This window comes from Kluyvera sp. 1366, from assembly GCF_054823405.1.
In genome coordinates, this window is sequence record NZ_JBTRDW010000003.1 from 263103 (window position 1) to 275344 (window position 12242).

Below are 12242 nucleotides of genomic sequence, written 5' to 3' on the forward strand. Positions count from 1 at the left end.
ACATCCACGATCAAGCCGCTAAGTGACGAATATCACACTAAAAATTGATCCACAGCAAAATTGAACGCTATGTTTAAGTCGAACCGCTAAGATTTTGTTAAGCAGATCTGATTTTATCGATCAAATCAGAAATATTTAAAAAACAATATTGCAACAAATACACAGGTCGGACCTATACTCGTCGCACTGGTCTGATATGTGGTTTTGCCATCAGTCCCTACAATTCGCCGCTCTTTGTTACGCGACGTAACAACGTTAAATAATAAATCTGGATGAGGTTGTGGTCATGAACCATAAAAACCTGTTTGCAAAGTCAGCTGTGGCAGCTGCAGTAACGCTCGTCTGTTCACATGTTTACGCCGCGGGCTTTCAACTGAATGAATTCTCAGCAATTGGTTTAGGTCGTGCATATTCCGGCGAAGGTGCGATGGGTGATACCGCCGCCTCTGCCAGCCGTAACCCGGCAACCATGGCATTAATGGATCGCCCTTCTTTCTCTATCGGCGCGGTTTATATTGATCCCGAAGTGGATATTAGCGGTCAGAGCCCGACAGGTCGCAGCCTCGATGCCAAAAATATCGCCCCAAATCAGTGGATCCCTAATCTTCACTACGTGCACCCAATTAACGATCAGTGGTGGATTGGTGCATCTGCGACCTCAAACTATGGTTTAGCAACCGAATTTAATGACGGCTATACCGCAGGTGGTTATGGCGGCAAAACCGACCTGATGACCGGTAATTTTAATATCAGCACCGCTTATCGACTGAATGAGAATTTCAGCTTCGGTATCGGCTTTGATGCGGTCTACGCAAAAGCGAAAATTGAGCGTTATGCAGGTGAAGCAGGTGCCGTGGCAGGATTGCCAGCCGATACCCAGATTGCGCATTTAAAAGGTGATGAATGGGGCTACGGCTGGAACGCCGGCATCCTGTACGAAGTGGATAAAAATAACCGCTTTGGCTTTACCTACCGCTCAGAAGTAAAAGTCGACTTTGATGGTGACTACAAGAGCAACATCCCCACCGCCTTTAACGGTACACCGCAGGCACTGGCTTTAGGCCTGCCTTACGGCACCAGCGGCACCACGATTCCGGGTTCTCTGACTTTGAATCTGCCAGAGATGTGGGAAGTGTCAGGCTGGCATAAAGTGGCGCCGCAATGGGCGGTTCACTACAGCCTGACGTATACCAGCTGGAGCCAATTCCAGGAGCTGAAAGCCACCGGCAGCAATGGCCAGACGCTGTTCTATAAGGATGAAGGTTTCCACGATGCCTACCGTATCGCGTTGGGTACCACTTACTTCTACGACGATAACTGGACCTTCCGTACCGGTATCGCCTTTGATGACAGCCCGGTTCCGGCCGATAAGCGTTCAATCTCTATACCGGATCAGGATCGTCTGTGGCTGAGCGCCGGTGCGTCTTACGCGTTCAATGAAGATGCTTCCGTAGACCTGGGTATTTCTTACATGCACGGTCAGAAAGTCACCGTCAAAGAAGGCCCGTATACCTTTAACTCTGAAGGTAAAGCCTGGCTGTACGGCGCGAACTTTAACTACAAGTTCTGATACGTAGCTTGATAAAAAAAGGCGACTCATTGAGTCGCCTTTTTGTTTTATTCAGAATCGATATCTTTCAGATCGTCCTGAATCGCACTGGCGTTCGGATTATCTTCCGGCTTCAGCTTACCGCCGTTGGCAATAAAGTCATGTCGCTGGAAGTAGGCATTACGAATAAAGGCGTACGGATCTTGCTGCTGACGCAAAATGGCGTCCGAATCCAGCAACTGCGCACGGGTTTCAATCCCTTCCAGCGTCCATTTACCTACCGAGATCGGCCAGCTCAACCAGCTTAAGACCGGATAGAGCGTATCAACGAAGTCACCGCCATCTTCACGGATGGTGAAGCTACCGTAGGCCGGCAATTCAACATACGGGCCGTAACCGACGCCATAACGTCCCAGCGTGCTACCAAAGCGATGCGGCACTTCACGCGCCAGTGCCGGATTGGCTTTGCCCGCCACGTCGATAAAGCCACCCAGCCCTAACACGGTGTTCAGGAAGAAGCGGGTAAAGTGGATGCCTGCCTGGCGCGGTTCACCCACCAGAATGGCGTTGACCATGCTGGCGGGCTCTTCAACGTTGGATAACACATTACTGATGCCGCTACGTGCCGGCACCGGCACATAATCGCGCCAGGCGACTGCCACCGGACGCAGAACATACGGATCCAGCACGTTGTAGTTGAAGTTAAACATCGTGCGGTTAAAGCCTTCCAGCGGATCGCTGCGCTGCGCAGGTTCCGTATTTTCAGCCGGTTTTGAGCTGGCACAACCCACCAGCAGTAAGCTGGCTAGCGCCAAACCGGTCAGGCGGTTATTCATTCTTCTCTCCCTGTGCGGATCAGTAAGGTATCGCTTCAGGGCTGCTGTTGATTAATTTCCACAGCCAGTTGCTGATGACCATCCCAGGGTGTGACCGCGCTTAAACCCAACCAGTCGCCAGACTGTGGATTGGCACTGCCATCGCGCGAAATGCGCACCCTGACTTGCACCTGATGCTGTGCCGAAAGCAGGCGATCGGGCATCATGGCATTGCTGTCATCGAGCGTGAGCGATAACGGGAAGTGGCTCAGCGGTAAACGCTTCACAGCCACAGGCACCGGTGAAACACCGTCAGACACAGAAATATACAACACTCCGCCTTGCGGTAACATTTTTTCTGCCGGCGGCGTCAAACTCACCGTCAATGCCAGGCTGCTATTTTGCTGTCCCGCGTCAGTTTTCGCTTGTTCAATGCTGCGCTCGATCATGGTGATGCGACGATCGCCTGCCGGTAACAGTTTCAACATCACCTGCCATGCACCAATCGCCTCATTGTACTGCTGCTGCTCAAAGGCATTAAACGCCAGCAGACTCAGCGTGCGCACATCGCTGTGATCGCGTTTAAGCAGCGCTTTCAGCAACACGTTGGCCTGACGGTTATCCTGCGGATCGCTGGAGCGCGTCAGCACTTCGGCATAATCCTGCTGCAGTTCGATATTGTCTGGCGCCAGCTGTAGCGCATGTTCAAATGCCTGGCTGGCATCGGTGGCATTATTCAGCACCATGCCTAAGCGGCCCAGCATCGCCCAATCGTTGAGGTTCGTTGCGTCGTGCTGCAGCGAACTGCGCAGACCCAGTTGCAGACGCGCCAACTCTTCCATGGTTAGCGGCTGAGCTTTAGTATCCATCACGCGCGCACGTAACGCAGGATACTCCTGCTGTACGCTGACAAACGCGGTTTGCTGCGTAAGTCCGCCGGTTTTCAGATACATGCCAACCGACACCACCAGCAGCACAATCACGCCCGGCAGCAACACCCAGCGACTGCTGCGATGAATGGTCGCGGCATCCTGCTGCGGCACATCGGTTAACAGCGTTTGTTGCAGTTCGCGCACCATTTCCGGGCGCTCAGCCACCACGCCCTCTTCTTCATCACGCTCCAGCTCGCGCAGGCGTTGCTGATAGAAATCGGTGTTGAGACGATCGCGATCGCCACTGCTGGCCTCGCGCTGACGCCAGCCAGCACGCAGAAACAGCGCGATAGCCGCCAGCAGTAAAATAATCAGGGTAATCCAGAATCCAGTCATTACGGCTTCCCGTCACGCTTGAGTAACGCCGCAAGGCGCTGTTGTTCACTGTCGTCGAGTTCGCTACGCGCTTTGCCGCGACGATTACGCAGAATAATGATCAGCGCGCCCAGCACCACAAACAGCGCTGGCCCCACCCACAAAATCAGCGTGGAAGGCGTTACCGGCGGCTCATACGTCACGAAATTACCGTAACGCGCCACCATGTAATCAATGATCTGCTGGCGGCTTTCGCCCTGCTTCATTAACTCGTAGACTTTGAGACGCATATCCGACGCGATCATCGCATTGGAATCGGCAATGCTGTTGTTCTGGCATTTTGGGCAACGCAGCGATGCGGTGAGATCGCGGTATTGTTCTTCCTGCTGCACCGAATCGAACTGATACGTATCAATCGCCGCCCACAGGCTGGTGCTGAGCAGAATGCCCGCTAACAGTAGAAGCAGCCGTTTCATACGCCCGCCTCCTTGTTGTATTTGTCCCACAGCGGTTTCACTTCTTCGAGCCAGACACGATCGTTCATGTCGCCTGCGTGGCGATAACGAATGATCCCTTTGCCGTCGATCAGAAAGGTTTCCGGTGCGCCGTAAACGCCGAGATCGAGACCGAGCATCCCGTTGCCGTCATACAGGCTGAGCGCATAAGGATTGCCCAGCGTGTTCAGCCAGGTCACCGCTTTGGTGCGATCGTCTTTATAGTTGAGGCCAACCACGCGAATGCCTTTTTCCGCCAGCGTGTTGAGGTATTGATGCTCCGCGCGGCAGGTTGGGCACCAGGTTGCCCAGACGTTGAGCAGAATCGGTTTGCCGTCGGTCAGCACCTGCTGATCGTAGATTTTGCCGGGCTGATCCAGCGCTTCCAGTTTGAATACGGGTACCGGTTTGCCGATCAACGCTGATTCGAGACGCGTTGGATCATCGCCGTTGGCGTTGCGCGACAGCTGCCACAGCAGCGCCGCGGCCAGCAGCAAAAACAGAACTAACGGGATAAACAGGATTTTTTTGTTCATGCCAGCTCCTCGCGCTGCTCTTTTTTGCGTGAGCGATAGCGCGGATCGAACAGGCAGAACAAGCCGCCCACCGCCATAAACACGCCGCCGTACCAGATCCAGCGCACAAACGGTTTGTAGTAAATCCGCACCGCCCACGAACCGTCATCCAGCTCTTCGCCCAGCGCCGCATACAGATCGCGGGTGAAACCGCCGCTGATCGCCGCTTCGGTCATCATGGTGCGCGCGGCTGCATAGAAGCGTTTTTCCGCCTGCATCACCGCCTCCAGCTTGCCGTTGCGCGTCACTTCAATCACCGCCACGCCGCCGCTGTAGTTCGGCCCTTGCAGGTTGCGCACGCCGTGGAAGGTAAAGTGATAATTGTGGATATCAACGGTATCACCCGCCTTCATGCGCACATCACGCTCAACGCTGTATTGGGTGCTAAAGGCGATACCGACCACGGTCACCGCCACGCCTAAATGCCCCAGCACCATGCCCCAATGGCTGCGCGATAGATGGCGTAAACCTTTGAAGAAAGAGTGGCGATGGGTGGCGCGCTCGTGCAGTTCCATCAACGTCAGCATGATCACCCAGATCGACATCAGCAGGCCGATAACCGTCATCGCCTCAATGCGATCCTGCAGCAGCCACGGCAGGGCGATCGACAGAATCAGCGTCACCAACAGGCCCACGCCAAGGCGTTTCCACAGTTTCTGTGGTTGGTCACGACGCCAGCGCACCAGCGGACCGATACCGAGCATCAGCGCGAACGGTGCCATCAGCCAGGTAAACATGGTGTTGAAGAACGGCTCGCCCACCGAGATGCTGCCGAGACCGAGCTGTTTATGCACCAGCGGCAGCAGCGTACCGAGTAACACCACCAGCATCGCGGCGATCAGCAGCACGTTATTACCCAGCAGGAAGGATTCGCGTGACCAGGCTTCGCTCTGTACGCGGCTGCGCACCTGACCACCTTTCAGCGCGTACAGCAGCAGCGAGCTGCCAATCACAATCACCAGGAAGGCGAGAATAAACATGCCGCGCGCCGGATCGGAGGCGAACGAGTGCACGGAAACCAGCACGCCGGAGCGCACGAGGAAAGTGCCAAGCAGGCTTAACGAGAACGCGGTGATCGCCAGTAACACCGTCCACGACTTGAAGCTGCCGCGCTTTTCCGTCACCGCCAGCGAGTGCATCAGCGCTGTTCCGGCCAGCCACGGCATAAAAGAGGCGTTTTCGACCGGGTCCCAGAACCACCAGCCGCCCCAGCCGAGTTCGTAATAAGCCCACGCCGAACCGAGCACGATACCGATGGTCAGGAAGACCCACGCGGCGGTGGTCCACGGACGTGACCAGCGCGCCCATGCGGTATCCAGACGTCCGGCCATCAGCGAGGCAATGGCAAACGCAAAGGCCACCGAGAAGCCGACGTAACCCATGTACAGCAGCGGCGGATGGAAGATCAGCCCGATATCCTGCAGCATTGGGTTGAGATCGCGCCCGTCAATCGGGAAGTTTGGTAAGGTGCGGGTAAATGGATTCGAGGTGAGAATGATAAACAGCAGGAAGCCGAGATTAATCATGCCCATCACCGCCAGCACGCGTGCTAGCGCATCCTGCGGCATCCCGCGACTGAAGATCGCCACCGCCAGCGTCCAGGTGCTGAGCAGCAGCACCCACAACAGCAGTGAACCTTCGTGCGCACCCCAGGTTGCCGCGATGCGATAATAGACCGGCAGCAAGGTGTTGGAGTTGGTGGCGACATAGCCAACGGTAAAGTCATTCACCACAAAGGCGTGCACCAACACCACAAAAGAGGCGGCGACACAGATAAACATGCCCCAGGTTAACGGGCGCGCCATGGCCATCAAACGCGCATCCTGCCGCGCAGCGCCCCACAACGGATAGACGCTCAACAGGAGCGCTAAAGCCAGCGCCAGACACAGCAGAAAGCTACCAATTTCTGGCATCATGATTGCGCACCCGACTGCTGATAGGCTGCTGCAGGTCCTGTGTGATTCTTCTTCATGGCATCTTCAATTTCGGGAGGCGTATATTTTTCATCGTGTTTCGCCAGCACTTCTTTGGCGTTCACCAGATTGCCCTCTTCCAGCACGCCTTGCGCTACCACGCCTTGCCCTTCACGGAACAGGTCCGGCAGAATGCCTTCATAGGTCACACTGACCACGCCGTTGGCGTCATACAGTTTGAAAGAGACGGCGAGCGTTTTCGGATCGCGCTTTACGCTGCCCGGCATCACCATGCCGCCAATGCGCAAGCGCTGGCCCGGCTCAGGCTTCTGATGATCTTCACCTTTGCCGTTGATAATTTCACTCGGGGTATAAAACAGGTCGATGTTGGAACGCAGCGCGTACATCACCAGCGCAGTCGCCAGGCCAAGCCCGATCAACACCGCGATCGCCACATAGAGGCGATTACGACGACGGATATTCACACGGATTCTCCCGCTGCTCCACTGGCAGCTTTTTTCGATTTAGCCGCGCGAATGCGGCGCTCCCTGGACTGACGCTGGCGAATTTCCGCCAGCAAACGGCGGCGGAACAGTATGGTGTGCAGCACCAGACCGAATAACGGGATCAACGTAAGGATAACGGCGAGCCAGACGTAAAAGGCATAGCCGCCCATGGCGAAGAAATCGCTCCACGATGCAAAGGCTGGCGTCATGATTTGCTTCCTCCCTGCGCCACATCAATCGCCCACGGACGATGACGCTCGGTGAATAGAATTAAATTGCGCAGGCGCATTAAGGTCAGCGCACCAAACACCAGCAGGTAACCGAGAATGGACCAGCGCAGCGGTGTGCGCATGCTTGGATCGATAGCCTGCTGCAGAATGCCTGATGAGCCCTGATGCAGCGTGTTCCACCATTGCACCGAGAAGTGAATGATCGGCAGATTAACCACGCCAACCAGAATCAAAATGCCGGCGGCGCGCCCGGCGATGCGGCGGTCTTCAAAGGAGTGATACAGCGCGATAACGCCCATATAGAGGAACAGCAGCACCAGCTCAGATGTCAGGCGTGCATCCCAGATCCACCAGGTTCCCCACATCGGTTTACCCCAGGCGGAACCGGTAATCAGCGCGATAAAGGTGAACACCGCGCCAATCGGCGCCATCGCCGCTGAGACCAGATCGGCCATCTTCATCTGCCACACCAGGCCGATAAATGCCGCAATAGCCATTGATGCATACACGCCCATCGACCACATCGCTGCAGGCACGTGAATGTACATAATCCGGAAGCTGTTGCCCTGCTGATAATCCGCCGGTGCAAAGCCGAATCCCCAGACCCAACCGAGTAACAGCGTGCCAACACCCAGCACCGCGAACCACGGAATCAAGCGACCGCATAGCTGGTAAAGCCGCTCAGGCTTTGCCCACTGGTATAACCATTTCCACATTTTGCATAGCTCACAATAAAGAGAATTCAGGTTTCGACCGCTCTGGGGCGGCACGAATTAATGCAGACTGATACGCAAGGCCGCTGCCGTCGCGAACGGAGACAGCGTTGCGCTTACCGCCAGCATCGCGCCAAGAATCGCCAGATAACCCCCGATCGGCAATCCCATTGCGGCGGCATCAATCGCCGCGCTGGCAAATATCAAAACCGGTATCGACAACGGCAATACCAGCAAACTCAGTAATACGCCGCCGCGCCGCAACCCAACGGTTAATCCGGTCCCAATCGCGCCGAGAAAACTCAGCGTTGGCGTGCCAAGTAATAACGTCAATGCCATCGCGCGCCAGCCGGCAAAATCCAGCGACAGTAACAATGCCGCCAGCGGCGACAATAAAATCAGCGGTAGCCCGGTAATCAGCCAGTGCGCAATCACTTTGCCCAGCACCGTGATCGGCAGCGGCGTCGGCAACAGAAGTAGTTGCTCAAGCGAACCATCAAGAAAATCGTCACGAAACAGCCGTTCCAGCGCCAGCAATGAGGCGAGTAACGCGGCAACCCACGCCACGCCCGGCGCAATCCGCGCCAGCTGCTGTGGCTCCGGTCCGATACCTAACGGAAACAGCGTGATAACAATCAGGAAAAACCACAGCGGATTGATCACTTCCCCGCCGCTACGAAAGGCGATTTTTAATTCACGCTGAATGACCCGGCCTAACATCAAGCCCACTCCGAAGTAAGACGAATTTTACGCACGCGCGCGCTGTGATCGGGCAGATCCTGATGCGTGGTCAGAATCACCGCTCCGCCGTTATCGGCATGGCTGACGAATCGCGCCATTAATTTTTCCACACCGCCTTTATCGATGGCGGTTAAGGGTTCATCGAGGATCCATATCGACGCTGGGCTAAGCCATAAGCGTGCTAATGCCACGCGCCGCTGCTGTCCGGCGGAGAGTTGTGCCACCGGCACCTCTTCAAAACCCAGCAGATCGACCTGCTCGAGCGCAGCAAAAATCGCGTCTTCTTTGCTGCTACCGTGCCAGAAATGCAGGTTCTCCAGCGGTGAGAGTACCGATTTCACGCCGGGGTGATGGCCAAGATAGAGCAGATTTTGTTGCCATACTTCGCGCTGTTGACGAAGGGGCTGTGACTGCCACGTTACGTCGCCCTCTTCCGCCCGGCTTAATCCGGCCAGCAGGCGCAACAGCGAAGTTTTCCCGGCTCCGTTTGGCCCTTCAATTTGCACAATGTCACCCGGTTGCACGCGGAAGCTCAACCCATGAAACAAGGTTCGCTCATCACGAACGCATGAGAGATTAATGACTTCGAGCATAGAAGGGAGAATCGCGGCAATGAATGAGGCGGGGATAATACCACATTGAATCTGTGGGCCGAAGTCTGTGAGCTGGCTCCCACTTACCCCAAATGGGGTATTCGTGCGCCCCAGATCAACAAATTGCTCAAAAATCCAACTCAGTTAAAATTTCGTTACTCTTAATTTGAATCTTCGTAACAAATCGACCTTGCAAAAACCAGCTACGCTTATGACGCAATGGCATTATCACCTGAGGAAAACATGAAACAATCACCATCGATTTCAAACAGTGACAACGATGTAGAGAGTGATGAGAAGGAGCAAGGCAAGGAGATAGAAGTCGATGAAGATGCCCTGCCCTCGCAGGCTGCGGCGATTCATGAAGAGATACGCCAGGATGGGGAAAAAGAACTCGAGCGTGACGGCATGGCGCTGCTCTGGTCCGCGGTTGCGGCGGGACTGTCAATGAGCGCTTCGCTGATGGCGAAAGGCATTTTTCAGGTCCATCTTAAAGGCGTGCCGGGCGCATTTTTACTGGAAAATTTGGGTTATACCTTTGGCTTTGTCATCGTGATTATGGCGCGCCAGCAACTGTTTACCGAGAATACCGTTACCGCCGTTTTGCCGGTGATGCACAAACCGACCGGCAGCAACTTTGCGCTGCTGTTACGGCTCTGGTGCGTGGTGCTGCTCGGCAATCTGATTGGCACTGCATTGGGGGCGCTGGCCTTTAATCATATGCCAATATTCGACGATGCGACGCGTCAGGCCTTTACCGCCATCAGTGAAAAAGTGATGGTGAACTCACCAAGCGAAATGTTCGCTAATGCGGTGATATCAGGCTGGATTATCGCCACCATGGTGTGGATGTTCCCGTATGCGGGTGGCGCAAAGATTGTAGTGATTGTGATGATGACCTGGCTGGTGGCGTTAGGTGATTTAGCGCATATCGTGGTCGGTTCGGTCGAGGTGCTATATCTGGTGTTTGCGGGCACGCTGCCGTGGTACGAATTCTTTTGGCCATTTGCCTTGCCTACGCTGCTTGGCAACATCACGGGCGGTACGCTGATATTTGCGTTGATCAGCCATGCGCAGATTCGTAACGACATGAGTGAAGCGGCGAAAGCCAAAGCGCGTGCGGAACAGAAGCGGAAAGAGAAGCAAAAACAGGCGTAAGCCTGGTCTTAAATTGCTGATAGATTGAGCAAACAACCGCTACATAGTTAAAATCAGGTTCGCGGTGCGCTATACTGCGCGCCCGGCGTCTCCTTAGTTAAATGGATATAACGAGCCCCTCCTAAGGGCTAGTTGCAGGTTCGATTCCTGCAGGGGACACCAGATTTTCATCGTTCTCCCGCCTAAAACAGCCATCTCGCCAGAGCAAGTGTCAGTCCAGCGGTGCTCATTATTCCCGCCACAATCCATTTCGTTTGTTGATTTATCGCCTGATGAAGATCGCTTTTAGTGGCGTAGTTCGATTTAATCTCCGCAATATCCGTTTTCATCAGCGCCATATCGGTTTTGATATCGTCGATATCCGCTTCAAGCTTTGAAACGCGCTTTTCCATGTTCACTCCTTGATCATCAATTCACTCAAAACAACCAGCGAGCCAGTGCCAGCGTCATACCTGCGGTACTCAGCATCCCCGCGACTATCCATTTTGTCTGTTTGCTCAACTCCTGATGAATTCTCCCAATATCCTGATGCACTTTGCCGATCTCCTGATAAAGATCGCTTTTGGTGACGTAATTCGATTTGATCACCGCGATATCCATTTTCATTTCATGAATATCCGCTTCCAGCTTTGACACGCGCTTTTCCATAATTATGGCTTCTCGTAACTTGTTATTTTAATCAATGGGATAGATTGAATTTCCTGCAAAGCATCCTACTCCGAAATCCATCGAAAAAATGCCTCACTGAGTGTGAGAATGCCTAATTGAGAGGTGTGTTCAGAAAAAAACAGGGGTTCTTGCAGCCGATTACAACGTTTTAAAAGTGAGATCGTAATTAGACGTGATCTTGGCGCCATGCCGATGGCGTCACGCCATGCAGCTGACGGAAGCGGTTACTGAAGTGACTCGAGGAGTGAAAACCGCAGCGCAATGCGATTTCTGTTAGCGGTAAACGGCTGAATTTCAGCAACTGCAGCGCCGCATCCATGCGGCGGCGCATCACATATTGATGCGGGGCCTCGCCAACGCTGCTGCGGAACATGCGGGCAAAATGGTATTCGCTCAGCGCCGCTTCAGCTGCCAGTTGCGCCAGCGTTAATGGCTGATCGAGCTGCGCATCAATATACGCCATGACTCGCCGCAACACGGCGGGCGCCAGTCCGCCACGCACCTGCGGCGCTTGCCATTGCACATCGCTGTAGCGTTGCAGCAGATGCGTCATCAGCAACGTTGATGCACTGCTGAGCATCAATTGGTTCGCTGGCTGTTGCCAGTCGGTGCTCAGCAAGAAGTGGCGATAAAGTTGGGTGATGCGATCGTCCGCCGCGAAGATCTTTTCATGCAGATTGAGCCGCGACGGACTGCGATCCCAAATCTGCTCGCCCAAATGCCGCAGATGTTCGTCGGTGCAATAGAGATGCACAAACGACAAATCGGCGCGAATATCCCACACCGATTCTACCCCGCTGGGCATCAGGCAAAAGCGATCCGGGCCGCCGCCGTTGCGCCAGCCGTTTTGGGTTTTATGCCAGGTTTCATAGCCGTCGGCGGTATACAGGCTCAGCGTATGATGATCGCTAAGATTGGTGACGCGATCGCCGCTGTTAAACCAGGCCGCCAGCTTAATGCCGCTCGACAACTGCACACTGTCGCGCAGCTGCGCTTTGTGGCGCTGCAGCATGTTGAAGGTCTGGTAATCGGCCATGGT

General features: G+C 54.6%; 15 protein-coding genes and 1 tRNA gene. 3 read left to right on the forward strand and 13 right to left on the reverse strand.

What is annotated here, in order from left to right; all coding sequences use genetic code 11:
• The first annotated feature begins 286 nt into the window (after positions 1–286).
• Positions 287–1570 (forward strand): long-chain fatty acid transporter FadL, encoded by a 1284-nt coding sequence (gene fadL, locus ACVLVH_RS07980; protein WP_192411452.1) that lies wholly within the window; start codon positions 287–289, stop codon positions 1568–1570.
• A 47-nt stretch (positions 1571–1617) separates the two neighbouring features.
• On the opposite strand, the gene mlaA is transcribed toward fadL, so the two are convergent.
• From mlaA to ccmA, 10 genes are read right to left on the reverse strand one after another with little or no spacing between them, the layout of a single operon-like run.
• Positions 1618–2385, reverse strand: a complete 768-nt coding sequence (mlaA, locus tag ACVLVH_RS07985; RefSeq protein WP_101763617.1) for a phospholipid-binding lipoprotein MlaA — start codon at positions 2383–2385, stop codon at positions 1618–1620.
• Positions 2386–2420: 35 nt separating this feature from the next.
• A complete protein-coding gene (gene ccmI / locus ACVLVH_RS07990; protein ID WP_192411451.1) occupies positions 2421–3632 on the reverse strand; it encodes a c-type cytochrome biogenesis protein CcmI in 1212 nt (403 codons plus the stop codon).
• Positions 3632–4087 (reverse strand): cytochrome c-type biogenesis protein, encoded by a 456-nt coding sequence (locus ACVLVH_RS07995; protein WP_101763615.1) that lies wholly within the window; start codon positions 4085–4087, stop codon positions 3632–3634. The genes ccmI and ACVLVH_RS07995 overlap by 1 nt, the downstream gene beginning before the upstream one ends.
• A complete protein-coding gene (locus ACVLVH_RS08000) occupies positions 4084–4641 on the reverse strand; it encodes a DsbE family thiol:disulfide interchange protein (RefSeq protein WP_101763614.1) in 558 nt (185 codons plus the stop codon). The genes ACVLVH_RS07995 and ACVLVH_RS08000 overlap by 4 nt, the downstream gene beginning before the upstream one ends.
• On the reverse strand, positions 4638–6596 hold the full coding sequence (locus tag ACVLVH_RS08005) for a heme lyase CcmF/NrfE family subunit (protein ID WP_192233233.1): 1959 nt from the start codon (positions 6594–6596) through the stop codon (positions 4638–4640). Before ACVLVH_RS08005 ends, ACVLVH_RS08000 begins: the two co-directional genes overlap by 4 nt.
• Positions 6593–7078, reverse strand: coding sequence for a cytochrome c maturation protein CcmE (ccmE, locus tag ACVLVH_RS08010; protein WP_008101293.1), 486 nt, complete (start codon positions 7076–7078; stop codon positions 6593–6595). The genes ACVLVH_RS08005 and ccmE overlap by 4 nt, the downstream gene beginning before the upstream one ends.
• Positions 7075–7308, reverse strand: a complete 234-nt coding sequence (gene ccmD, locus ACVLVH_RS08015; protein WP_137386222.1) for a heme exporter protein CcmD — start codon at positions 7306–7308, stop codon at positions 7075–7077. The genes ccmE and ccmD overlap by 4 nt, the downstream gene beginning before the upstream one ends.
• Positions 7305–8075, reverse strand: a complete 771-nt coding sequence (locus ACVLVH_RS08020; RefSeq protein WP_498949268.1) for a heme ABC transporter permease — start codon at positions 8073–8075, stop codon at positions 7305–7307. The genes ccmD and ACVLVH_RS08020 overlap by 4 nt, the downstream gene beginning before the upstream one ends.
• A 27-nt stretch (positions 8076–8102) precedes the next feature.
• Positions 8103–8762: a heme exporter protein CcmB gene (gene ccmB / locus ACVLVH_RS08025; protein WP_192411449.1), complete on the reverse strand. Its 660-nt coding sequence runs from the start codon at positions 8760–8762 to the stop codon at positions 8103–8105.
• Positions 8762–9376, reverse strand: a complete 615-nt coding sequence (ccmA, locus tag ACVLVH_RS08030) for a cytochrome c biogenesis heme-transporting ATPase CcmA (RefSeq protein ID WP_192411448.1) — start codon at positions 9374–9376, stop codon at positions 8762–8764. The genes ccmB and ccmA overlap by 1 nt, the downstream gene beginning before the upstream one ends.
• A gap of 243 nt (positions 9377–9619) precedes the next feature.
• On the opposite strand from ccmA, the gene ACVLVH_RS08035 reads away from it, so the two are divergent.
• Positions 9620–10534: a formate/nitrite transporter family protein gene (locus tag ACVLVH_RS08035; RefSeq protein WP_137386225.1), complete on the forward strand. Its 915-nt coding sequence runs from the start codon at positions 9620–9622 to the stop codon at positions 10532–10534.
• Between the two features lie 87 nt (positions 10535–10621).
• Positions 10622–10696, forward strand: a tRNA-Arg gene (locus ACVLVH_RS08040).
• 20 nt (positions 10697–10716) lie between these two features.
• On the opposite strand, the gene ACVLVH_RS08045 is transcribed toward ACVLVH_RS08040, so the two are convergent.
• From ACVLVH_RS08045 to ACVLVH_RS08055, 3 genes are all read right to left on the reverse strand, one after another.
• Positions 10717–10926, reverse strand: coding sequence for a hypothetical protein (locus ACVLVH_RS08045; RefSeq protein ID WP_192411441.1), 210 nt, complete (start codon positions 10924–10926; stop codon positions 10717–10719).
• A gap of 25 nt (positions 10927–10951) precedes the next feature.
• Positions 10952–11182 carry a hypothetical protein gene (locus ACVLVH_RS08050; RefSeq protein WP_137386900.1) on the reverse strand — a complete coding sequence of 77 codons (231 nt, stop codon included), beginning with the start codon at positions 11180–11182 and terminating at the stop codon, positions 10952–10954.
• 187 nt (positions 11183–11369) lie between these two features.
• A complete protein-coding gene (locus tag ACVLVH_RS08055; RefSeq protein WP_277973918.1) occupies positions 11370–12239 on the reverse strand; it encodes an AraC family transcriptional regulator in 870 nt (289 codons plus the stop codon).
• Positions 12240–12242 lie beyond the last annotated feature (3 nt).

What these genes read in the sequence shown, in the direction of transcription:
- ACVLVH_RS07995 (WP_101763615.1), bottom strand. Translation starts at nt 4,087, where the DNA reads ATGAAACGGCTGCTTCTACTGTTAGCGGGCATTCTGCTCAGCACCAGC.
- ACVLVH_RS08055 (WP_277973918.1), bottom strand. Translation starts at nt 12,239, where the DNA reads ATGGCCGATTACCAGACCTTCAACATGCTGCAGCGCCACAAAGCGCAG.
- ACVLVH_RS08045 (WP_192411441.1), bottom strand. Translation starts at nt 10,926, where the DNA reads ATGGAAAAGCGCGTTTCAAAGCTTGAAGCGGATATCGACGATATCAAA.
- ACVLVH_RS08000 (WP_101763614.1), bottom strand. Translation starts at nt 4,641, where the DNA reads ATGAACAAAAAAATCCTGTTTATCCCGTTAGTTCTGTTTTTGCTGCTG.
- fadL (WP_192411452.1), top strand. Translation starts at nt 287, where the DNA reads ATGAACCATAAAAACCTGTTTGCAAAGTCAGCTGTGGCAGCTGCAGTA.
- ccmI (WP_192411451.1), bottom strand. Translation starts at nt 3,632, where the DNA reads ATGACTGGATTCTGGATTACCCTGATTATTTTACTGCTGGCGGCTATC.
- ccmA (WP_192411448.1), bottom strand. Translation starts at nt 9,376, where the DNA reads ATGCTCGAAGTCATTAATCTCTCATGCGTTCGTGATGAGCGAACCTTG.
- ACVLVH_RS08005 (WP_192233233.1), bottom strand. Translation starts at nt 6,596, where the DNA reads ATGATGCCAGAAATTGGTAGCTTTCTGCTGTGTCTGGCGCTGGCTTTA.
- mlaA (WP_101763617.1), bottom strand. Translation starts at nt 2,385, where the DNA reads ATGAATAACCGCCTGACCGGTTTGGCGCTAGCCAGCTTACTGCTGGTG.
- ACVLVH_RS08050 (WP_137386900.1), bottom strand. Translation starts at nt 11,182, where the DNA reads ATGGAAAAGCGCGTGTCAAAGCTGGAAGCGGATATTCATGAAATGAAA.
- ccmD (WP_137386222.1), bottom strand. Translation starts at nt 7,308, where the DNA reads ATGACGCCAGCCTTTGCATCGTGGAGCGATTTCTTCGCCATGGGCGGC.
- ccmB (WP_192411449.1), bottom strand. Translation starts at nt 8,762, where the DNA reads ATGTTAGGCCGGGTCATTCAGCGTGAATTAAAAATCGCCTTTCGTAGC.
- ACVLVH_RS08035 (WP_137386225.1), top strand. Translation starts at nt 9,620, where the DNA reads ATGAAACAATCACCATCGATTTCAAACAGTGACAACGATGTAGAGAGT.